A 21,292-nucleotide genomic window follows, 5' to 3' on the forward strand; every position below is an offset into this window, starting at 1 on the left:
GCACCGGCTCCAGCCGTGCCATGAATCATCATAGCGGGTGCTGCCCAGCGCGCCACGCCAACGGGCTCATATGACATCGGCAAAGCCTTTTCGGGTCCTCTGGAACCAGGCAAACCCGGCGCAGGCGACCAGCACGGCGATCGCCGAGTAGGTGGCCAATTGATCCCATTGCGGCGGTCTGCCCCAGAACAGCACATCGCGAACCATTTCCACCGGCAACGTCAGCGGGTTTGCCTGCAAGGCGGCCTGATAGCTGTGCGGAAGCGTCGAGCGTGGATAGAAAATCGGCGAGAGGAACAGCATCGCCGTGACAATGATGCCGATGAACTGGCCGATATCGCGCAGGTAGACGCTGATCGAGGCGAGGAACCAGGAGAGCCCCAGCGTTAGCAACACCATTGGAAAGAGCACCAGTGGCAGCAGAAGGGCGGTTATCGGCGGGGGGCCGAACAGGACGACATAAAAGATCAGCCAGGCCAGCACGCTGATGGCCATGTGGAACAGTGCTGCGCCGAGCGACACCAGGGGCAGGGTTTCCAATGGGAATATGATTTTCTTGACGTAATTGGTATTGGCCAGCACCAGGCCCGGCGCACGATTCATGCATTCGGAAAACAGGTTGAAGACCAGCAGGCCAGCGAAGAGCACCAGGGCGAATTCGCTCTTGGACTCGCCGCCGCCCGACCAGCGGGCCTTGAACACGACACTGAATACGAATGTGTAGACCACCAGCATGAACACGGGCGTGAAGAACGACCACAAGATACCGAGCATCGAGCCTTTGTAACGACCGGCGACTTCCCTGCGGATCAACACGAAGATCAACAGGCGATTGATCAGGACACTCTTGACCATGGCAGCAGGGGACGTGTTGAACGACTGCATTGTTGCGTGATCCTTGAGGCGATATTCGGGGCTCCTTGAGTGGCTTCTTCATGGAGGTAGACCCAGTGTAGATTCATCCGGCGTTTTTTCCCGTTTCTGTGCTTAACTCATCCGCAGCGCCCGACAAAGGAACTGTTCAGCGGCGCCGTAATATGGGTCGTGTTTCATGGAAGGGTTTTGCCGATGTCGTTTGAAGTGGCCATCCGCGCCGAGAACCTGAGCAAGTGTTATCAGATTTACGATGCGCCCAAGGACCGTCTGTTGCAGATGCTGGTGCGCGGCAGGAAGCGTTTCTACCGTGAGTTCTGGGCCCTGGATGATGTTTCCCTGACCATCGCCAAGGGCGAGACCGTCGGAATCATCGGCCGTAACGGCAGCGGCAAGTCCACGTTGTTGCAACTGATCTGCGGAACGTTGATGCCGACCCGGGGCAGTGTCCAGGGACATGGCCGGATTGCCGCGCTGCTTGAGCTGGGGTCTGGTTTCAATCCAGAGTTCACCGGGCGGGAAAATGTCTATGTGAACGCGGCAGTGCTGGGCTTGAGTCGCTCGGAAATCGACGCTCGCTTCGATGATATCCTCGCCTTCGCCAATATCGGCGACTTCATCGACCAACCCACCAAGATCTATTCCAGCGGGATGCTGGTGCGGTTGGCCTTCGCCGTTTCGGTGTGTGTGGAACCCGAGATCCTGATCGTCGATGAAGCTCTTTCGGTCGGCGATGCGTCCTTTCAATTCAAATGCCTGAACCGGCTGGAAGAACTGGCTGCGAAGGGCACGACGCTGCTGTTCGTTTCCCATGACATGAGCATGGTCAAGCGCTTCTGCCACCGAGTCATCTACCTGCGTGCGGGCCGGGTCGTGGCCAGCGGCTCGCCTGACGAAATGGCCGAGCTGCACTTGCTCGACATGCGTGATGAGCAACGTCGCTGGGCCAGCGGCGGGGTCATACCGGTGACACGCAAGTCGTTTATCGGCGGGCAGGAGGGGATAGCCTTCGGAACCGAAGAGGGGCATATCAGCGCTGCCTGCTTCACCAATACCGAGCAGCTTTGCTCCAGCTACCTGTATGGCGACGACATCGAGATTCGCGTCGAGGCGATGCTGCATGAGTCGATCACTCAACCCAACATCAGCTTTACTGTCCAGGAGGCCAGGCTGCTGGTGATTGGTGGTGGCAATTTCGCCCTGCAACCAGGCCCGGTCGAGAACGGCTGGCGGCGGGCGGCGATCACGGTGCGCTTCCCGGCCAACCTCGCCGAGGGCCGCTATCATGTCACCCTCAAGCTGTTGCACGGGGCGACGGAAGACACTTCGCAACTGATCGAGAAACAGGTTGCGCCGCTGGCGTTCGACATGTTGCCAAGCCCCAGGCAATTCCTGGGCATGGTCGACCTGGGACTGAAGAGAATCGATCCTCCATCGGTCCAGTCGCTTCTCAACGCCTGCGGGGCTCAAGGAGAAACGGTTTTGGCGGGACACCAGGACGAGCGAGGGTGGCAGGTCGCCATATTCGGCACCTTCGACGTCGAAAACTACGGCGACCTGTTGTTTCCGATCATTGCCGAGGCGGAGCTGGGCCGGCGCTTGGGGCCAGTCGAGCTGCATCGGTTTTCCTATCATGAAAAACGCCGCCCTGAATGGCCCTACGCAGTGACGTCGCTGACGGAACTGCCCGGTATGGCGGCCAGCCTGGATGGCGTCCTGATCGGCGGTGGATTTCTGATCCGCTTCGATAAAGTCGTGGCCCATGGCTATGGTCCGCCAACTGCCGATATCCATCACCCGACCGGTTATTGGCTGACGCCTGCGTTGATCGCGTTGCAGCATGCTATTCCAGTGATATGGAATGCCCCCGGTATGCACTGCAACGATGTTCCCGCCTGGGCCAGGCCGCTATTGACGATGGCCCTCGAACAAAGCCAGTACGTGCGAGTCCGTGATGCACTGACGCGCGATACGCTCGGCGCGCTCGCCCAGCATGCCGACATCGACGTGCTGCCCGATACCGCGTTTGGCTTGCCGCACCTGATCGATGAGCAGCAGCCCTCCGCAGAATTCATTCGCCTGCGCGAGCACGCCGGGCTGACTGGGCCGTACATCGTGATCCACGCCATTCATGTCGTGGAGTCATTCATGAAACTGTTCGAAAACCACCCCGAGGCGTTCCAGGATTATCAGTTCCTGGTGGTCCCGATAGGCCCCGTGCTGGGCGACGATCCGTCGGTCATCGCCGGGCGTCTGCCCGGGGCCATCACGTTGTCGTTCTGGCCGGAACCGTTGCTGATGGCGGAAATCATCAGCCAGGCACAAGCGGTGATCGGCCACAGCTACCACCTGGCAATCACCGCCCTGGCGTTTGGTGTCCCGGTGTTTTGCTCGGCAGACCTGACCACCGGCAAGTACACGGCCCTGGCTGGGTTCGACTCGCTTCATGCGTTGCCGGACCCGGCGACAATCGACCCGCAATGGTTCGTCGCGCGGTTGGGCAAGACCCGCCCATCGCTGGCGGCGCAAGCAGCGGCGGATCAGTTGGTCGATCACTGGGATCGGGTCGCGGCGATTATTCGCCAGGGTAAAACCTCATCCCAGCCGGTTTTGGGAGCGTTCCTGCAACACCTGCCCAATCTGCTCGAGGCCGCGGCCGAGGGGGGTGAGCCAGCGCTGGCTGAATCGTCGATCAAGCCCGTCGTGCCGGAGCCAGGCACCCTCGAGCCGCCACCCAACCTTGCTCAGCAGCAACGGATTGTCCAGCTCAGCCAGCAACTGGCCCTCAGTGATGCCAGGATGCTTGAGTTGCAGAACTCCAACTCGTTCCGAATGACCGCGCCACTGCGCTCCATCGCCCGTGGTATCAGAAACCTCACAGTGAACAAGAACAGACAATGCTAGATCTCTCTCGTCTCACGCCTGCGGCGCTCAAGGCTCACCCGTTCTCATGGGCTGAAATCGGCGGCCTGTATTCGCCCGAGGATGCCGCCGCGTTGGCGGCCTCCTTTCCCCATGATCACTTCAAGACGGTGAGCGGTTACGGTGGAGAGAAAAACTATGACTATGAAGCCCGCGCCCTGGTGAGCATGGGCACCCATGCCATCGCGTTCCCCGAAGAACTGAGCGAGGCGTGGTTGGAACTGGCGCAGGACCTGGGCTCGGCGGGCTATCGAGAGGCCATGTCGGAGATGACCGGGATCGACCTGCGCAGCGTGCCGATGGAGGTCAACGTCTTTCATTACGGCCCCGGCGCGAGCCTGGGGGCCCATCCGGACCTGCCGGATAAACTGGTCACCCATATCCTTTATTTCAATGAGTCCTGGGATCGCAACGACGGCGGGTGCCTGAGCATCCTGCGCGGCAACGATCCCAGCGCCGTGGCGGCCGAGATCGAGCCCTTGGTGGGCAACTCGGCGATCCTGGTGCGTTCGGATAATTCCTGGCATGCGGTCACGCCCGTGGTGAGCGGCTGCCGTTCTTCCCGCCGAAGCCTGACGGCGACGTTCTATCGACCGGGTTCCCTCAGTTCGATGTGGCCGGCGGGCGACGACACCCCGTTGCATGGGTACCCACGTGCTTAAGATCGACAGCAGCCAGATCGACCGTGACGCCGCCTTGGCTCAAAGAGACGCGGCCATCAACGAGCGCGATATCGCCCTGGCACAAGTGGATTTCCTGCAGAACACCCGTTCGTGGCGTTTGACCCGGCCCCTGCGCGCGCTTTTCCGGATGATGCGTTATGGTTTTGGCGCCACGCATGAATTGCCCGAGCCGGTCGCCGCGACGGCCTACCCAACAGCGCCGCGGCCGTTGCCGAGTCCTGGCGTGGAAGCTGATTTCGTCACGAAAGGGCGTCTGGATATTCTCTGCTTCGCCAACATCGATTGGGCCGCACGCTTCCAGCGACCGCAGCAATTGATGGGGCAGTTCGCGAGCAATGGTCACCGGGTTTTTTATATCGTGCCCTCCAGCCTACCGGAGGAGGGGCAGCTGTATCGATTGACGTTGGTAGCGCCGAATATCTTTGAAGTGGCCCTGCAACGCGAGGCGCAAGCGGCGTATTACGAAAAAGTGGTAACGCCTGAGAATCATCAGGCCTTGCTGCATGCCCTGGCTGCGTTGGTCGCCGATATGCAGATCAGAACCGCCCTCTCGGTGGTGCATATCGCTTACTGGAGCCCCGTGGCCCTCAGCCTGCGTGCCCTGCATGGCTGGCGCGTGCACTACGACTGCATGGATGACTGGGATGGTTTTCCAAACATCGGCGAACAATTGCTGAATGAGGAGAAAGCCCTGGTTGTGCAGGCGGATCTGGTCACCGTTTCCGCCGGGCTGCTTTACCAGAAGTGGTGCGCCCACAACCCCCGCTGCATGCTGGTCCGCAACGCGGTGGACTTCGATTTTTTCCGGCAGAACTGTTTCACCAATGATTTGCTGAATGGATTGGTCGGCCCGGTCATTGGCTACTACGGCGCCCTGGCGCAATGGCTCGATTATCCATTGCTGGCGGCGTTGGCGGACCGCCGACCCGAGTGGAACTTCATTCTGGTGGGGGACATTTTCGTCGACGATCTGGCGGGCCTCGAGCACAAGCCCAACGTGCAGTTGCTGGGCCGCAAGCCTTACGCGCAGATGCCGCTTTACCTGGACCATTTCGACGCCTGCCTGATTCCCTTCAGGCTTTACAACGTGACGCATGCGGTCGATCCGGTGAAGTTCTACGAGTACATCAGTGCAGGAAAGCCGGTGATCTCCACGCCATTGGCGGAGATGAGCATTTATGAAGACTTGCTGTACTTTGCAACCGGAGTCGATGAGTTCATCGAGCAGATCGAGCGGGCCCTGGCCGAACGCGACCTGGCCTTGTACAAGCGGCGCGTGGAGCTCGCCCGGGCCAATGATTGGAAGGATCGATTCAATAGCCTGCAACTGGCTATCGCCGGACTGTATGAAAAAGTCTCCATCGTGCTCGTGACGTACAACAATCTCAGTCTGACGATTCAATGCATCAATAGCATTCTTCGCAATACCACCTGGCCCAATTACCAGCTCCTTGTGATCGACAACGGCTCGCAGGACGGCACGGCGGATTACCTTGAGCGCCTGCGCAACGAGGTGCCGACCGCGAAGATCATCCTCAACCCGGACAACCGTGGCTTCGCGGCGGCCAACAACCAAGGGTTGCGAGAAGCCGATGGTGACATCCTGCTGTTGCTCAATAACGACACGATAGTGCCGGGCGGCTGGCTGGATCCGCTGGTCATGCATTTGAGAGAGCCCAGTATCGGCATGGTGGGGCCGGTCACGAATGCGGTCGGCAACGAAGCGAAAATCGAGGTTTCCTACACCGATATCCAACAGATGCAAGCGTTTGCAGACCGCTATACCGGAGCCCACAAGGGACGGTCATTCGATATTCCGATGCTCGCGATGTTTTGTGTTGCCTTTCGCCGAGGCATCCTCGAAGAAGTGGGGGATCTGGATGAGGCATTCGGGATCGGCATGTTCGAGGACGACGACTACAGCCGTCGGGTGCAGGCGGCGGGCTACCGGACTGTGTGTGCTGAAGATTCGTTTATCCATCACTATGGGCAGGCATCGTTCAGGAAGCTGATCGCCAGCGGCGAATATCAGGCGCTCTGGGATAAGAACCAGGCGTACTTCGAAAGCAAATGGGGCGCTTGGCAGGCCCATGTTCAACGGCAGATGCCTGGCGTGGAGAAGGGCTAAGTGGGAGGCAATGCAGGTTCGCGGAACCCCTTGGCGGGAGCGAGCCTGCTCGCGAAAAGGTCGGCACGCCCAGGCACTTCATCGACGGTGATGCCGTCTTCGCGAGCAGGCTCGCTCCCACAGGGGAAAATGCGTTAGCTATCGAAGGTCAATTCAGCGTTCAGGCAAGTCTTCGTTACCCAGGTGAAACTTCCTGGGAGCAAAGCCAAGCCGTTCGCTGGCTTGGGAATGGTCGAATACCAGGTCCTGATTCATCCGCGTCACCAGCGCGCTTGAAAGATGCCGGTAGCGTGGTAGGCAGCGCAGGAGCGAAATGCCCTTGCTCAAGACGGTGGCGGGGAGGACCAATGTTCGCTGCGGGCGTCCCATGGCTTCGAATATCCGGCTCACCATCAGGTGATAGGGCAGGACTTCTCCCCCTGAGAGGTTATAGCCGCCACTGGGCAGGCCCGGTGTGCTCATGGCGGATAGACACGCCTGGATCACGTCACCACCATGCACCGGTTGGCGCAAACCAGTCGCGCCGCCGATGAGCGGAAAAATTCCGAAGCGTTGAATGAAACGCGCTATTTCCGAAATGTTCTTGTCGCGGCCAAAACCATAGACCAGGGTCGGTCGCAGGATCACCCATTCAACCTGCCGTTCGGTCGCCCATTGCTGGAGCTGTTCCTCTGCCTCGATCAAACGTTGTGCCACGTCCCTTTCCTGGGCATCGGGCGATGCGTGCTTGGCAAAGCGGCTCGTGGAGGATAGGACGACAACACGTTTGACCTGGGTGTTGGCAAGGCGCTCCAGATAGTCGGGTAACACCCAGAGGGGGGCAAACGACAGCAACGTGTCCAGCGTCAATCCGTGCCAGTCATCTGCGTTTCGCCACGTTACACCGGGGCAAGATACGTTGGGCACCCCTCGGGTAAACGCGCTGGTCGAATGGCCGTTTTGTGCCAACAATGGCAGGGCGTGCTTACCCAGGAGGCTGGAGCCGCCTAATACTCCTATCCGCATTGAACGCTCTTTACCGCTGGTTCCATGAATGTCAGAGCCGGGAAGTCGCGTGGCGAACAACCATCAGGCCGAATCGAAACCACACGCCGATGACCACGCTGACCCACAGTACGGCTGGGTACTTGCGGCGGAAAAACTTACGATAGAAACGCAGGAATCCCAGGTGTTTGTGCCATTCGACGAAATAGGGTCGGTGCCGGCTGCAACCACCGAATACATGCATCACCCGGGCATCCGGCACGAACAGGACGCGCCAACCGGCCTGATGAAAGCGCATGCACCAGTCCAGGTCCTCGCAATGGAGGAAATAATCTTCGTCCCACAGCCCGACGCTCTCGATCGCTTCGCGCTTGACCAACATGCAAGCTCCGGAGATGGCCTCGACGACAACGGGGGTGCTGGGTAGCGGTTCCTTGTGCAGCAGGAAGTCCGACAGCATCGATGGAAAAAGAGCTGAGAGCCGCGAAAGTCCGAACGCTCGCATGAAGGCGCGCCTGGGTGTCGGAAATACCCGACGTCCACCGGGCTGCTCGCTGCCATCTGGATTGCACAGGAATCCACCGACCATGCCGATTCCGGGTGAGCTGCGCAGTGCTTGCAGCATGCGCTCCAAGGCATCGGCGGCCAGCTCGGTGTCAGGGTTGAGGAAAAGCACGTTGGGGGCCGCTGAGAGGTGGGCGCCTTGGTTGCACGCCACGGCAAAGCCGAGATTTGTGGCATTGCGAACGATTCGAAGCGAGTCGCCGTCGGCGTGGGTTCGCTCGAGCAACCTCAGGCTGTCGTCGTGGGAGTCGTTATCCACGACGATCACCCTGGAGGCGCCGGCGGCAAAGGCCGATCCGACACTCGCCAGCAATAGCTCACCAGCGTTGTAATTGACGATGACCACATCACACTCGCCATGGGGCGATGGCATGAGCCGTTCGTCAATAGCGAGCAGTTCCACTGCTTCCAACTTCACCCACTCCCTGTACAGACCTGGATACGTATGGGATCGCAACTACTCAGGTCTTTGATGAAGATAGCAGGTCCGTGGGCTTCGACCAGTTCCGCCGACGCTTTCCTCAAGTAAACAGGCTGATCGCCCCGGTCAACAGGGACAACCCCGTCATCAGAAGCGAAAGCAGTACCGCCCATTTGATCGTGCTCTTCTGGAAGTCGCCAAGGTCTCGATCGATCATGCCGACCAGCAATAACGTCGACGCCACCAGTGGGCTGATCTGATGCACGGGTTGGCCCAGTACCGAGGCGCGGGCGATTTCCATCGGGCTGATCCCGTACGCTGTCGCGGCATTGGCAAGGATGGGCACGACGCCAAAATAATAGGCATCGTTGGACAGCAGGAACGTCAGCGGCATGCTGGTGATTGCCACCACCAGCGGAAACAGATGGCCCCAGGACGGCGGGATGGTATTGACCAGCAGTTGTGCGATTGCATCGACCATCTTGGTGCCGGAGAAAATACCCGCGAACACCCCGGCTGCGAACACCAGCAACACAACGACCATGGCATTGCCAGCATGGGCGAGCATCCGTTCTTTCTGCAGGTTCAGGTTCGGGTAGTTCATGACCAGGGCGATCACGAATCCCAGCAAGAAACTGATCACCGAATTCAGCAGCCCGGTGACCAGGCAGACCATCACCATCGATACCAGTATCAGGTTGGGCACCACGTTCTTCGGTTTTTTATGCTCCCCCTGGCCGACGATGGAATCGATGTAGCAGTCATCTCCACCGCTGGACAGGGTCACCACACCGATCCGCCGAACCTCGCGCCGGCCCAGTACATACGCGATGTAGAGCACCCCGGCGGCGCCGGTGGCCATGGTCGGCAACAGCGGAATGAAGAACTCGGCGGCGTCCAGCCCGAGCACCGCGATGACCCGAGTGGCCGGCCCGCCCCACGGTGTCATCCCGCCCATCACGCTCAATGAAAGCACGCAGATACTGGCAAGAATCATCGGGTTCATCTGGATGCGTTTATACAGCGGCAGCATCGCTGCGCAGGTGATCATGTAGGTGGTCGTGCCGTCACCATCCAGCGCGGTGGTCAACGAGAGAATGGCCGTGCCGACGGCAATCTTCACCGGATTGCCGTTCACCACACGGAGGATCGTCTTGATCATCGGGTCGAACAGTCCGGCGTCGAACAAGACGCCGAAGAACAGGATCGCGAACAGCAGCAACGCCGCCGAGGGGGCGACCATCTTGATGCCGTCGAGCATCATCTTGTCGGTGGTGAGCGCGAAGCCCGCGATGATCGAAAAGACCACCGGTACGACAATCAGCGCAACGATGGGCGAAAGTCGCTTCGCCATGATCAGGTAGGTAAATACCACGACCATCGATAAGCCAAGGAATGCCAACATGTCAGTTACTCTTGTTTTTATTGGAGAGGGCGCAGGACGTTTGCGTGGTCGTCAGCCGGGGACCGTGGCGCCCACGATGCCGTGGCGCTTGATGGCTTCGGCAACGAAGCCGCTGGCCTTGGCCCGATCGACAAATCGTCGCAAGCATTCGGCGGCGTCCTTGCCATAGGCATGGGGAACGCCCATGGCCTGGCGGATCTCCATGAAACGCCCCGGCAGAAGGCGCAGGCCGGGGAAGCGTGTGGTATCGAACTCAAGCTGTTGCTTCACGCCTGCCGCCACATCGGCCCCCTCGGCCAGGAAGGTATCGACCACGGTGGGTGAAGTCGGCGAGCGGATGATCGTGGCGTGCTTGAGCTCGCGCGTCAGGTACAGGTCATAGGCGCTGCCTTTGCCGACCACCAACGCCAGGCCTGGCTGGTCCACCTGATTGATGCTGCTCAAGTGCGAATCCTCCCTGACCAGGTAGCAGCCTTCGATCAGCACATAGGGTTCGGTGAAGGCCAATTGTTCGGCACGAAGCGGGTCGATCGCGAAGAAGCCGAAATCGGCCCGGCCCTCGGAAACCGCCGCGACGGATTCCCCCGCGCTTTTGAACACGCGCAGCTCAAGCGGCAGCCCCAGTTCCTCGGCGAAGGCAGCGGCCAGATCGACCGATACACCGACCGCGTTCCCGGCTTCGTCCAGCCGCGCGAGGATGGGATTGCCCACGTTGATCGACGCTCTCAGCACGCCAGTGGGGCTGAAGGCGGTCGCAAGGTTTTTGTGGGATGAAGTCATCTCAGGCCACCCGACTTGCGTATTGATCCAACAGCCGGCGGGTGGCGGCATCCACCGGCACGCCTTCGTGCAAGTAGCGCCGCATCTTCTTCAGTTCGATCTCCCCCGGAACGATGACCGGCGACGCGGGTTCGATGGGGGGGCTTTGGTGAAGGATCGATGCGAAGTCGCGCATGCGTTCCTGCAGCCAGCCAGCGGAGCCAAGGCGTGCGGTATCGATGAGGATGAAAAAGTGCCCCAGGTTCTGCGGCTCATCCGGCGCATCGACCCAGGATTTCACGTGGGTCAGATAGGCCGCGTTCGAAAGCAACCCCGCCAGCAAATCAACCACCAGCGCCAGCCCGTAGCCCTTGTGACCGCCGATGGGTAACAGGAAGCCGTCCAGCGCCGCACGGGGATCGGTGGTGGGCCTGCCGCTGACGTCCGTTGCCCAGTTGTCCGGGATGCTTTCCTGGCGGGCGAGGGCGTTGCGGATCTTCGCCCGCGCGACGACGCTCATGGCCATGTCCAGCATGAAGTGATTGCCATCCGGATTCGGTACGCCGAATCCCAGGGGGCTGTTGCCCAGGCGTGCGTCGCTACCGCCCGAAGGTGCGATCGTAGTGGTCGCGTTGCTGCCGATGATGCTGGCAAAACCTTGCTCGGCCGCGATGTAGGAATAGGGCGAGACGGGGCCGAAATGATTGCTGCCGCGCGCCAGGACCAGGCCGATGCCGAACTGCCGGGCGATCTTCATTCCGGCCTCCAGCGCCGTCATGCCGACCAACGGCCCGACGGCATTGCGCCCATCAACCCGTGCGATGGCGGGGGCAAGCGCCTCTACAGTCGGCTCGGCTGCGGCACTGATGCCGCCGGACTCGAGGCGCTCGCCATAGGACTCGATGCGGCTCAGCCCGTGGGTGGTCAAGCCGAACAAGTCGGCAAGCACCAACACCTGGCAAACCTGTTCGGCGGCTTCTGGCGCAAGCCCCAAGCCCTGGAAGGCAAGACGCCCCAGTTCGCGCAGGTCTTCAAGGGCAACATCAGCGGATTCGTTTTTGTTGTGCATGGAAATGACTCATGGATTCGACTGAGTTGACAGGTTGCCGGGCGCTGATTAAAAAGAGAAATGCAAATAAAAGTTGGATCTATGAGGGAAACGCATGAATTTTGATCTCGCGGATTTACGCGGTTTTCTCGCCGTAGCGGATCTGGGTAGTTTCAGCGCGGCTGCCCAGGCGCTGCATTTGTCGCAATCCGCGCTGTCGCGTCGGGTCGACAAGCTTGAACTGGCCCTGGGCGTGCAGTTGTTCGAGCGCACCACCCGTCGAGTGGAACTCTCCACCATCGGCCGTGGTTTTCTTCCCCGCGCGCGCAATGTGCTGAACGAAGTGGAAAATGCGCTGATTGGTTTTCACGACCTGGCCTACCGGCTTTCCGGGGAAGTCACCATCGCCTGCGTACCCTCGGCGGTGGCGTATTTCCTTCCGGACGTCATCCGTCAATATCACGCCAAATACCCGGGAATCCGGGTACGGGTCATCGATGAGTCGTCGTCTGCGATCCTGACGGTGGTGGCCAGGGGGGAGGCGGATTTTGGCCTGACCTACATCGGCACCCAGGATGCCGATGTGGTGTTCCAGCCGTTGCTGGAGGAATCGTTTGTCGTCGCCTTGCAAGTCGGCCATCCACTGACCGAACGCGAGTCACTGACCTGGGACGACCTGACGACGGTGGACTACATCAGCCTCGCGCAGGGCAGCGGCAATCGTTTCCTCATCGACCAGGCGCTCGCCAACCGCGATATCCGGCCCCGGTCGTTCTGTGAGGTTAAGCATGTTCCGGCGCTGGTCAGCCTGGTAGAGGCGGGGCTGGGCGTGGGTGTGGTGCCCAAGCTGGCCATGCCGCGCGGAAGGGCATGCGACCTTGGTCACGCGCCCGCTGACGAATCCCGCAATCAGCCGAACCCTGGGGCTGATATCACGCCGCGGGCGAACACTGTCCCCGGTCGCGCAATTGCTTTTCGACCTGTTGATGGGGATCGGGAAGTAACGACCGGCGCGTCCCTGGAACAGCCGCAACCCAGCGGAGTCAGTGCGTAGTCCACCCGTGGCGGCACTTCCTTGTAGTCGGTCCGTGCCAGGACGCGGTCGGCTTCCAGGTCTTTCAACTGCTGGATCAGCACTTTGTCGCTGACGCCTGGGATCAGCCGCTTGAGTTCGCCGTAGCGCTTCGGACCATTACGCAGAAAAAACAGGACCAGCGGTTTCCACTTGCCGATCATCCTGACCGGCGCCCCGGCATTCAGCGTCTACAGCGCGAGCAAGGCAGCCGTGCGCAACCTTGCACGGACCTGGGCGGAGGACTTGAAGGGCACCGGTATTCGGGTCAACGTGCTGTCGCCTGGGCCGACGGCGACCGAGCTGGCCAAGGAAGCGTTGGGCGAGGAGGGCATGAAGGTCTTCGCCTCGATGAACCCGCTCCAGCGCATGGCCGATCCGGCAGAAATCGGAGCCGTTGCCGCCTTCCTCGCCTCGGCAGACAGCAGCTTCATGACCGCCAGCGAAGTTGCCGTTGATGGCGGCCTGGCGCAAATCTGATTTTTCGCGCCCGGCCAGTCGCTCCATTCGAAATCCGGAGCCCGCAGGGCGCAGTGACCCGAGGAACCATCCATGAGCTACGCAATTATCGGCTTCGGCAAGATTGGCCAGGCGCTTGCCAAGGCATTCGCCCGAAGCGGCATCGAGGTGTCCGTTGCAACCACGCGTGACCCTGAGAGCTTTGCACCCGAAGCGGCCGCGATCGGCCCGGGGCTCATTCCCAAACGGCTGGCGGAGGCGGTCAACGCGGACGTCCTTTTTTTGGCTGTTCGCTACGAGTCGCACCGGGACGTTGCGAAGGCGCTGCCGAGCTGGGAGGGTAAGACGATTATCGATGTGACCAATGCCTATGGCGTATCCCCTGAAGAACTCGGGGGCTTGCCTTCTTCCAAGGTGGTCGAGCAGGCCTTCACGGGGGGCGCGGCTGGTAAAGGGGTTCAACCATTTGATCGCCACTGTCCTCGAGCAGGATCCGACGGTACAGGGCGGCAGGAGAGTCGTGTTCCTGGCGAGCGACGATGAGCGCGCAGCGGAAGAGGTGGGTGCGCTTGCGGAGAACCTCGGGTTCGCCCCCATCAGGCTGGGTGGGCTTTCGGAAGGAGGAATGCTTGTGCAAGCGCGTGGAAACAGCTGGGGTAAGCTGATCTTCAAGGATTTGATCAAGTTCTACTGATAAGTCGGGCTGGCTGTTCCGATTCGATCAGGCTCAGGCGGACAAAGGACCGCCAGAGCCTGATCCTGGTAGCTCGTCAGACGCCGCTCATGCCGTACGACCACCGAGCACTTCAGCCACCCAGTCGGCAATGTACTGGCCGGCATTGATACTGTTGTCGAAACTCGAATGCTGCACGCCGCCCTCGCGCTCGGTGAAGATTTTCAGTTCGCGTTTCGGGCTGTTGACCAATTGGTCGTAGGTACGATGTGCCCATTTCACCGGGATCTGTGAATCCTTCTCGCCGTGGGTGACCAGGAAGGGCACCTTGATGCGATCCAGGATGCCGTCCAGATGAACCTGCTCGGCGATGGCCATGAACTGGTCCGTGTCTTTGGCGCCCCAGACCCAAGACACATGGGACCAGTAATGCGGCACCGGGAAACTGCCTTCCTTTTCCAGGCGACGCTTCTGCACGTCGCGCCAGTCATGATTGGCGCCCCATACCACACCGCACGCAAAGCGCGGCTCGAAGGCCACGGCGCGCGGGCAGTAATAACCACCGAGCGACACGCCTTCCAGGCCAATGCGTCTGGCGTCGATATCGTCGCGGGTTTCCAGCCAGTCCACCACGCGACTGGCCCAATGTTCGCTGTCAAAACGTGCCGTCAGGTCATGCAGGCGCAGTGCTTCGCCCGTGCCGGGCTGGTCGATGATCAACGACGACACGCCACGTTTCGCCAGCCAGGCGGGGAGGCCGACGCGGTATTTCATTTCCTTGGTGGAATCCAGCCCATTGACCTGCACCAGGATTGGCGCGGGGCCGCTGACGCCTTCGGCACGGACCAGCAGGCCGGAAAGGTGTTTGCCCTCGTAGGGGATTTCCACGCGCTCACAGTTTTCCCGTGACAATTCGATGCCGCGCTGGAAGGTCTGTAGAAATCGCTGGTAAAGCTCCGTGCGGCCCGGCGCACCATGGGCCTGCAGGCGTTCGCAGCTCAGGTAATAAGTGGCGGCGCGGTTGTACTTTTCACCGGCGGATAACATCCGTCCCTTGCCTTCATCTTCTTCTGCCAAGCCGCACAGCTTGTCGGCCATGTTCGCCCAGGTTTCACGGAAAGCCTGGCTGCCGGCGGCATCCGGCTGCCTGGCGGCTTCTTGCAATGGCGCGCACATTTCCTCGATTTCGCCGATGCGGGCGCCCATTTCAATGGCCAGGTCGACGGAAAGGTTCCACACGTAGTTGGTTGGAAAGTAGCGAAACATGATTGTTGTTGTCCTTATGCAAGCAAATGCAGGCGGCCAGGACCGGAGCGAGGATCGCCAGGCCTGACAGTTCGAAGCAGGCTAAGGGGAGGCCAGTTGTTTGGCCAATCGCGAGTCGGGATGGGAGGTATTGCGAACGGCGATGGAGGGGGCGTGCACCATCGGTTTGGGGCCAGGGGCCGCACGCCAACAAAAAGCTCAAGCAGCGGGCGGTCGCTACTGCTCCAGTTCGTTGATGATCTGGCTGATTTTCGCCCGCAGCCAGCGGTGCATCGGATCGCCTTCCATCGTGCGGTGCCAGAGCATGAACTCACGCATCACCGGGATCTTTACCGGTGGTTGCACGATGCGCAGCGGCAGGTAGTTGGCGTAGAGCCTGGCCATTCGCTGGAGCATGGTCGCGATACGCTGGGTGCCGACGATCAGTTGTGGCAGGGTATTGAAGTCGTGGGTCACCACTTCCATGCGGCGGGTGAGGCCGTATTGGCTCATTAGCCATTCTTCGACGCTCAGTTGCCGGTTGCGGCCGAAAATCACGGAGACGTGGCCCATCTCGATGTATTGATCCAGGGTGATGCTGTCGCCCACCAGGGTATTGCCATCCCACACAACGCAAACGTGTTCTTCTTCGAACAGCAACTGCGACGGGTGGCCTTCGATGAGGTAGTGCTCGGGCACGATCATCATGTCCGCTTCGCCGCGCATCAGCAGCTCGGTGGAGGTGTCACCGGGGCCCAGCAGCTCGAAGGTGATGTGCGGGGCTTCCAGGGAAATCTTCTGGATAACCCGGGCGAACAGGACACTGATCAGGTAGTCCGAGGTGATCAAGCGGAAGTGGCGCTTGCTGGTGGCTGGATCGAAGACCGGTTTGGCGGTAATCGAGGACTGGATCGTCAGCAATATTTCACGCACCGGCGCCGCCAGTTCCCGGGCATAGGGCGTGGGTTGCATCTTGCGCCCGACCTGCGCCAGCAGTTCATCTTCGAAATACAGGCGCAGCCTGCCCAGTACACCGCTGGTGGCGGATTGAGTCATGTGCAGGCGTTCGGCGGCGCGGGTGATGTTCTGCTCTTCCAGCAACACATCAAGCGCCACCAGGAGATTGAGATCCAGGTGGTTGAAACGCATGGCGGTCTCGATTCTTGTATTTATTTTGTAAATACATTCCGACCTTCCTATCGCGGCGTCAAGTCCCGCAAGCGGGCGAATCGAGTATCGCCGATTCGATATTCCCCGCCGCTTGTGCGGCGCAGCCAGGTATCGCATTTGCCGATAGGTCGCATCCCGACAAGCGATTAGTCAGTGAATTCCTACCCCTTCAGTATCGGCCCACAGTCGGCCGACCGTGAGGCCTTGCCGACTCCAGGACCCGGCTCGGCAGCGCATAGCCTCCAGCCTTGAGAGCGGGTGCTGGCCTCATGCGAATAATTACAACGGAGTGGTAACCATGAACATCATCGGTCTTGATGCCTTGATTTTTGGCGTCGACGATATTGAAGCCTGTACGCATTGCCTGCGTGACTACGGTCTGCAACCTGTCGATGTCGACAGCGAGGGCGGTCGTTTCGAAGCGCTCGACGGCACGGCGGTGATTATCCGTCGGGCGGATGACGTCCGTTTGCCAGCGGCCATCGGGCCTGCACCCTCGATTCGTGAAACCGTCTATGGCGTGGCCGGCGTGGCGGATCTCGAGGCCATCGCCGATGAGTTGGGGCGCGACCGCCTGGTGACTCGCGGTGCCGATGGTTCCGTGCACAGTGTGGACGACATGGGTTTCGCCATTGGTTTCCAGGTCAGTGTGCGACGCCCGTACAGCGCGCCCGCCGACCTGACCAACGCACCGGGCCATGCTCCCCAGCGTCCGGTCAACCAGCCGGCAGTCAACCCGGACATGCAGGCCCTGCCACGCACATTGTCCCACGTGGTGTATTTCGTGCCGGATGCGGTCAAGGCCGAAGCCTTCTACAAGCGCCTGGGCTTCGTGACCACGGATGCTTTCGTTGGCGCGGGCCCGTTCATGCGTCCGGCCGGTTCCGATGACCATCACTGTCTGTTCATGATCCAGACCCCGCCGCACATGAAGGGCTGCGAGCACTTCACCTTTCACCTGGGCAGCGGCACGGAAGTGCTGCTGGCGGGCCGGCGTTTCGAACAGCAAGGCTGGACCAGTTTCTGGGGCCCGGGCCGCCACCTCTTCGGCTCCAACTGGTTCTGGTATTTCAACAGCCCACTGGGCTGCCATATCGAATATGACGCCGACATGGACAAGCACGACGACGACTGGCAAGCGCGCCAGGCGTCGTTGTCGGCGGATAACTCGCAGCTGTTCCTGTTCACCTCCCGGGAAAAATGGTTCCCGAGCGGTCCGCCGCCGAAGCAGGCCTGAGTGCGGATTTCGTCCATGGGTCATGAAGCGATGGTGCTGTGTCGCCTGGATGAACTGGTCGAAGGGCAGTCCCGCGGGTTCGACCCTCTGGGCACCGGAAAAGACAGCGTGTTTGCCCTGCGCCATGACGGCGAGGTGCGGGTTTATCGCAACCGTTGCCCGCATCTGGAGGTGCGCCTGGAGTACCGCAAGGACCGTTTTCTCAGCGTCGATGGCCGCCAGGTCATCTGTTACGCCCACGGTGCCAGGTTCCTTCCGGACACTGGTTTGTGCGTCTACGGGCCGTGCCTGGGCGAAAGCCTGAGTGCTCTGCAATGGCACGCGGAGGCTGATTGGCTGGTGCTCGAAGCCGGCCAACTGGAGGTGCCTGCGGGGTCATGAATGTATCGCGGTTTCTGATACATCGTATCCCTACATGCGATTAGTCAAACGCCTGCTTTGCCGAGAAAGTGAACACAACCCGGCAGCGAATGCGTGCAAAAACAGTCGGTAGGCCTGGCTGGATTGCGGCACGGTTTTACCAGAAGAACTGACATACAAAAAAAACAATAAGAGGGTTACTTCGATGGCTACTCGCAAGATCGCTGCGTCGCGGCGCGTCCCCTTTACCCTGACCCTTGCTGCGAGCCTGGGACTGGGCGCTTCGGCTGCCCAGGCCTTCCAGATCGACACCGGCAATCCCGACCTCAGCTTGCGTTGGGACAATACGCTGAAGTACAGCGCGGCCTGGCGGCTGAAGGATCCCAGCAGCAAACTCAGCGAGGGCCAGACGGCGCTGAACCAGAATGACGGCGACCATAACTTCGGCAAGGGGCTGATCTCCAATCGCCTGGACATTCTTTCCGAACTGGACATCGGTTTTCACAACTTCGGTGCCCGTCTGAGCGGCGCCGCCTGGTACGACACCGTGTACCAGGACCGCAACGACAACAACGACGCGGCCAGCGCCAACCAACGGTCGGTGGGCTTCGACGAATTCACCCACGACACCCAGCAATTGCACGGTGGCGACGGTGAACTGCTGGACGCCTTTGTCTACTGGAACGGTGAGCTGGCCGACCGTACGTTGTCGGTTCGCGCGGGGCGCCACGGCCTGATCTGGGGCGAGAGCCTGTTCTTCGGCGGCAACGGGATTGCCGGGGCCATGGCGCCGGTGGACGTGGTCAAGGCGCAGTCGGTGCCCAACACGCAGTTCAAGGAAATCACCCGGCCGGTCAACCAGCTCTCCACCGCGTACCAACTGACCGACGATGTGTCATTGGGCGCCTTCTACCAGTTGGAGTGGGAGGCCACCCGCTTGCCGGGCGCCGGCAGTTATTTCTCCACCAGCGATACCATCGGCGATGGCAATGAACGGCTGATCACAGGCGGGCCATTCCCGGATTTCCTGGGCGGCAATGCCAACAGCCCGGCGGCGTTTTTCCATGGCAAGGACAAGAAGGCCAGGAGCTCCGGCCAGGGCGGCCTGCAGCTCAAGTACAACACCGGGACGACGGATTACGGCCTGTACGCGCTGCAGTACCACGAGAAAACCCCGACGTTGTATTTGAAGCCGAATGCCACCGGGCCGAACTTCAGCACCGGGCAGGTCGGCGAATACTCCTGGGTCTACCCGGAAGATATTCGCGTACTGGGGGCCAGCTTCGCGACGTCGGTGAACGAGTACAGCTTTGCCGGCGAAGCGTCGATGCGCTGGAACATGCCGCTGGTCTCCAACGCCCAGACCGTCCTGCCGGGCGTCGACGCGGACAACAACGATGACGCCCTCTACGCCGTCGGCCGCACGGCCCACGTCAACCTCAACGTCCTGGCCTCGCTGGGCCCTTCCTTTGTTTCCAATGAAGCCAGCCTGGTGGGCGAGGTCGCCTGGAACCGCCTGCTGGCCGTGACCAGGAATCGTGCCGCGCTGGACCCCAACGCCACCGATGACGGCCTGGGCTTGAAGCTGGTTTACACACCCACCTATCGCCAGTTCTTCCCAGGCGTGGACCTCAGCGTGCCGGTGGGCATCAGCTATTTCCCCATGGGCAAGTCGGCGGTGATCAGCGGGTTCGGTCCCGATCGGGGAGGGGACATGAACATCGGCGTCTCCGCCACCTACCTGGACCAAGTGACCGTGGGGCTGACCTACACCCACTTCTACGGTCCCGAGGATACCAGCCTCAACGCCGCCAACCAGTTCAACTACAAGCAGTCGCTGAAGGACCGGGATTACCTGGCTTTCTCCGTCAAGACCACGTTTTAAGAGGATTCGCGCATGACCATTCAGTTCACTCTAAAGGCCTTGTGCTTAACCCTGCTGGCTGCCGCCGCGCCGATCGCCCTGGCCGCCAGCGCCGAACAAGCCGCCGCGCTGGGCAAGACCCTGACGCCCTTCGGTGCCGAGAAGGCTGGCAATGCCGACGGCAGCATCCCGGCCTGGGACGGTGGCTACACCAAGGTCGAGCCGGGCTATGTCCCGGGCGCCAAGCGCAGCGATCCGTTTGCCGCCGATAAACCCTTGTTCAGCATCACTGCACAGAACCTGACCAAGTACGCCGACAAGCTCAGCGACGGCACCAAGGAGCTGTTCAAGCGCTTCCCGGAGACCTATCGCATCGATGTCTACCCGACCCGGCGCACGGCGGCCGCGCCGCAATGGGTCTACGACAACACCTTCAAGAATGCGACTCGGGCCAAACTGATCAACAGCAGTGCCGGCCTGATTCCCGACGGTGCCTATGGCGGGATTCCGTTTCCGATTCCGCAGAACGGCACCGAAGCCATCTGGAACCACGTGTTGAACTGGCGCGGCACTTCGGTGGCGGGGCATTTTCGCCACTATCTGATGACCGCCGACGGCAACCAGGTGATGACCAGCGACGGCCTGCTGACCCAGGAAATGCCCTACTACTTCCAGGAGGGCGGTCCTGAAAACTACTCGGGCGACTACTGGCTGGTGCACTTCGTCAACCTCGGCCCGGCGATTCGTGCCGGCGAGCAGATCCTCGGGCGTGAAAACATCAACGGCGACAAATCCCAGGCCCATGTCTACCTGAGCGGCCAGCGCCGGGTGCGCACGCTGCCCAACGCCTGCTGTGATACGCCGACGCCTTCCACCGCCGGGGTCATGTCCTTCGATGAGTTGAGTGTGTGGGGCGGTCGTACGGACCGGTTCGACTGGAAACTGGTCGGCAAGCAGGAAATCTACGTTCCCTACAACACCAACAAGGTGCAGAACGCTGCCCAGCCGCAGGACCTGTTGGGCAAGCACCATCTGAACCCGGATTACGTGCGCTGGGAGTTGCACCGCGTCTGGGTGGTCGAGTCGACGGTGGCCGTCGGCAAGCGCCACCAGTTGCCCAAGGGCCGCTACTACCTCGACGAGGACACTTGGCAAGCCCTGCTCGGCGATCGTTGGGACGCCAGCGGTCAACTGGCCAAGACCCTCTGGTCGCTGCCTTCCGTATTGCCCGACCTGCCAGGCCTGGTGCAACTGTCATCCGGTTTCTACGACCTGACTTCCGGTGCGTGGTTTATCCAGAACCTCTATGCCGGGTTGCCGGAGCAGTATCGCGCGGTTGATCGCTACAAGGCCTCGGAGTTCTCGCCCGCGGCGATGGCGGGTCGCGGCGTGCGTTGATCGGGCCGAGAGCCAGGGGCGGGCCTG

The 21,292-nt window shown here is 60.9% G+C and carries 16 protein-coding genes and 4 pseudogenes; 11 read left to right on the plus strand and 9 right to left on the minus strand.

The genetic code is table 11. The features are described from left to right. Positions 1-66: 66 nt before the first annotated feature. Positions 67-885: an ABC transporter permease gene (locus AB4N42_RS15495; RefSeq protein WP_030141697.1), complete on the minus strand. Its 819-nt coding sequence runs from the start codon at positions 883-885 to the stop codon at positions 67-69. Positions 886-1,068: 183 nt separating this feature from the next. On the opposite strand from AB4N42_RS15495, the pseudogene AB4N42_RS15500 reads away from it, so the two are divergent. The 4 genes and pseudogenes from AB4N42_RS15500 to AB4N42_RS15515 all read left to right on the plus strand — a co-directional run. Continuing rightward, positions 1,069-2,292 (plus strand): annotated as a pseudogene (locus AB4N42_RS15500) (ABC transporter ATP-binding protein); the annotation flags it as partial. Between the two features lie 138 nt (positions 2,293-2,430). Further along, positions 2,431-3,777: pseudogene (locus tag AB4N42_RS15505) on the plus strand (polysaccharide pyruvyl transferase family protein); the annotation flags it as partial. Next, a complete protein-coding gene (locus AB4N42_RS15510; protein ID WP_030141695.1) occupies positions 3,771-4,457 on the plus strand; it encodes a 2OG-Fe(II) oxygenase in 687 nt (228 codons plus the stop codon). The pseudogene AB4N42_RS15505 and the gene AB4N42_RS15510, both read left to right, overlap by 7 nt. Then, on the plus strand, positions 4,450-6,606 hold the full coding sequence (locus tag AB4N42_RS15515; protein ID WP_460114931.1) for a glycosyltransferase: 2,157 nt from the start codon (positions 4,450-4,452) through the stop codon (positions 6,604-6,606). The genes AB4N42_RS15510 and AB4N42_RS15515 overlap by 8 nt, the downstream gene beginning before the upstream one ends. A 153-nt stretch (positions 6,607-6,759) precedes the next feature. Here the strand turns inward: AB4N42_RS15515 and AB4N42_RS15520 are convergent, their stop codons facing one another. The 5 genes from AB4N42_RS15520 to AB4N42_RS15540 all read right to left on the minus strand — a co-directional run bounded on the left by AB4N42_RS15520 (position 6,760) and on the right by AB4N42_RS15540 (position 11,808). After that, complete coding sequence (locus tag AB4N42_RS15520; protein ID WP_460114932.1) at positions 6,760-7,455, minus strand: NAD-dependent epimerase/dehydratase family protein; 696 nt, start codon at positions 7,453-7,455, stop codon at positions 6,760-6,762. A 187-nt stretch (positions 7,456-7,642) separates the two neighbouring features. Then, positions 7,643-8,527: a glycosyltransferase family 2 protein gene (locus AB4N42_RS15525; protein ID WP_323155334.1), complete on the minus strand. Its 885-nt coding sequence runs from the start codon at positions 8,525-8,527 to the stop codon at positions 7,643-7,645. 148 nt (positions 8,528-8,675) lie between these two features. After that, the gene (locus tag AB4N42_RS15530) at positions 8,676-9,980 is read right to left on the minus strand and encodes a CitMHS family transporter (protein WP_323155335.1); all 1,305 of its coding nucleotides are present in this window, start codon (positions 9,978-9,980) and stop codon (positions 8,676-8,678) included. A 51-nt stretch (positions 9,981-10,031) separates the two neighbouring features. Further along, the gene (locus tag AB4N42_RS15535; RefSeq protein ID WP_030141690.1) at positions 10,032-10,760 is read right to left on the minus strand and encodes an ABC transporter substrate-binding protein; all 729 of its coding nucleotides are present in this window, start codon (positions 10,758-10,760) and stop codon (positions 10,032-10,034) included. 1 nt (position 10,761) lies between these two features. Continuing rightward, entirely contained in the window at positions 10,762-11,808 is a 1,047-nt protein-coding gene (locus tag AB4N42_RS15540; RefSeq protein WP_198795838.1) for an Ldh family oxidoreductase, read from the minus strand. 94 nt (positions 11,809-11,902) lie between these two features. Between AB4N42_RS15540 and AB4N42_RS15545 the strand changes: the two are divergent. Further along, positions 11,903-12,791, plus strand: a pseudogene (locus tag AB4N42_RS15545) (LysR family transcriptional regulator). Here AB4N42_RS15545 and AB4N42_RS15550 read toward each other — a convergent pair. After that, positions 12,697-13,023: a winged helix-turn-helix transcriptional regulator gene (locus AB4N42_RS15550; RefSeq protein ID WP_460114933.1), complete on the minus strand. Its 327-nt coding sequence runs from the start codon at positions 13,021-13,023 to the stop codon at positions 12,697-12,699. The pseudogene AB4N42_RS15545 and the gene AB4N42_RS15550 overlap by 95 nt on opposite strands. A gap of 4 nt (positions 13,024-13,027) precedes the next feature. Here AB4N42_RS15550 and AB4N42_RS15555 point away from each other — a divergent pair. Further along, positions 13,028-13,339: pseudogene (locus tag AB4N42_RS15555) on the plus strand (SDR family NAD(P)-dependent oxidoreductase); the annotation flags it as partial. Positions 13,340-13,411: 72 nt separating this feature from the next. Further along, positions 13,412-13,861: an NADPH-dependent F420 reductase gene (locus AB4N42_RS15560; RefSeq protein ID WP_460114934.1), complete on the plus strand. Its 450-nt coding sequence runs from the start codon at positions 13,412-13,414 to the stop codon at positions 13,859-13,861. Between the two features lie 238 nt (positions 13,862-14,099). On the opposite strand, the gene AB4N42_RS15565 is transcribed toward AB4N42_RS15560, so the two are convergent. Both AB4N42_RS15565 and AB4N42_RS15570 read right to left on the minus strand, forming a co-directional pair. Next, positions 14,100-15,257: an alpha/beta hydrolase family protein gene (locus AB4N42_RS15565; RefSeq protein ID WP_198795839.1), complete on the minus strand. Its 1,158-nt coding sequence runs from the start codon at positions 15,255-15,257 to the stop codon at positions 14,100-14,102. Between the two features lie 216 nt (positions 15,258-15,473). Continuing rightward, a complete protein-coding gene (locus AB4N42_RS15570; RefSeq protein ID WP_030141685.1) occupies positions 15,474-16,385 on the minus strand; it encodes a LysR family transcriptional regulator in 912 nt (303 codons plus the stop codon). 319 nt (positions 16,386-16,704) lie between these two features. Between AB4N42_RS15570 and AB4N42_RS15575 the strand changes: the two genes are divergently transcribed. The 4 genes from AB4N42_RS15575 (at position 16,705) to AB4N42_RS15590 (ending at position 21,265) form a co-directional block, all read left to right on the plus strand. Beyond that, complete coding sequence (locus tag AB4N42_RS15575) at positions 16,705-17,643, plus strand: VOC family protein (RefSeq protein WP_030141684.1); 939 nt, start codon at positions 16,705-16,707, stop codon at positions 17,641-17,643. Between the two features lie 15 nt (positions 17,644-17,658). After that, the gene (locus AB4N42_RS15580; RefSeq protein ID WP_030141683.1) at positions 17,659-18,024 is read left to right on the plus strand and encodes a Rieske (2Fe-2S) protein; all 366 of its coding nucleotides are present in this window, start codon (positions 17,659-17,661) and stop codon (positions 18,022-18,024) included. Positions 18,025-18,208: 184 nt separating this feature from the next. Then, positions 18,209-19,888 carry a DUF1302 domain-containing protein gene (locus AB4N42_RS15585; protein WP_030141682.1) on the plus strand — a complete coding sequence of 560 codons (1,680 nt, stop codon included), beginning with the start codon at positions 18,209-18,211 and terminating at the stop codon, positions 19,886-19,888. A gap of 12 nt (positions 19,889-19,900) precedes the next feature. Continuing rightward, a complete protein-coding gene (locus AB4N42_RS15590) occupies positions 19,901-21,265 on the plus strand; it encodes a DUF1329 domain-containing protein (protein WP_460114935.1) in 1,365 nt (454 codons plus the stop codon). Positions 21,266-21,292: the final 27 nt, after the last annotated feature.

This window comes from Pseudomonas sp. H2_D02 (assembly GCF_054677635.1).

Excerpts from the sequence above, each read along its gene's own strand:
- AB4N42_RS15495 (WP_030141697.1), bottom strand. The coding sequence starts at position 885 with ATGCAGTCGTTCAACACGTCCCCTGCTGCCATGGTCAAGAGTGTCCTG.
- AB4N42_RS15510 (WP_030141695.1), top strand. The coding sequence starts at position 3,771 with ATGCTAGATCTCTCTCGTCTCACGCCTGCGGCGCTCAAGGCTCACCCG.
- AB4N42_RS15525 (WP_323155334.1), bottom strand. The coding sequence starts at position 8,527 with ATGCCATCGCCCCATGGCGAGTGTGATGTGGTCATCGTCAATTACAAC.
- AB4N42_RS15530 (WP_323155335.1), bottom strand. The coding sequence starts at position 9,980 with ATGTTGGCATTCCTTGGCTTATCGATGGTCGTGGTATTTACCTACCTG.
- AB4N42_RS15535 (WP_030141690.1), bottom strand. The coding sequence starts at position 10,760 with ATGACTTCATCCCACAAAAACCTTGCGACCGCCTTCAGCCCCACTGGC.
- AB4N42_RS15540 (WP_198795838.1), bottom strand. The coding sequence starts at position 11,808 with ATGCACAACAAAAACGAATCCGCTGATGTTGCCCTTGAAGACCTGCGC.
- AB4N42_RS15550 (WP_460114933.1), bottom strand. The coding sequence starts at position 13,023 with ATGATCGGCAAGTGGAAACCGCTGGTCCTGTTTTTTCTGCGTAATGGT.
- AB4N42_RS15560 (WP_460114934.1), top strand. The coding sequence starts at position 13,412 with ATGAGCTACGCAATTATCGGCTTCGGCAAGATTGGCCAGGCGCTTGCC.
- AB4N42_RS15565 (WP_198795839.1), bottom strand. The coding sequence starts at position 15,257 with ATGTTTCGCTACTTTCCAACCAACTACGTGTGGAACCTTTCCGTCGAC.
- AB4N42_RS15570 (WP_030141685.1), bottom strand. The coding sequence starts at position 16,385 with ATGCGTTTCAACCACCTGGATCTCAATCTCCTGGTGGCGCTTGATGTG.
- AB4N42_RS15575 (WP_030141684.1), top strand. The coding sequence starts at position 16,705 with ATGAACATCATCGGTCTTGATGCCTTGATTTTTGGCGTCGACGATATT.
- AB4N42_RS15580 (WP_030141683.1), top strand. The coding sequence starts at position 17,659 with ATGGGTCATGAAGCGATGGTGCTGTGTCGCCTGGATGAACTGGTCGAA.
- AB4N42_RS15585 (WP_030141682.1), top strand. The coding sequence starts at position 18,209 with ATGGCTACTCGCAAGATCGCTGCGTCGCGGCGCGTCCCCTTTACCCTG.
- AB4N42_RS15590 (WP_460114935.1), top strand. The coding sequence starts at position 19,901 with ATGACCATTCAGTTCACTCTAAAGGCCTTGTGCTTAACCCTGCTGGCT.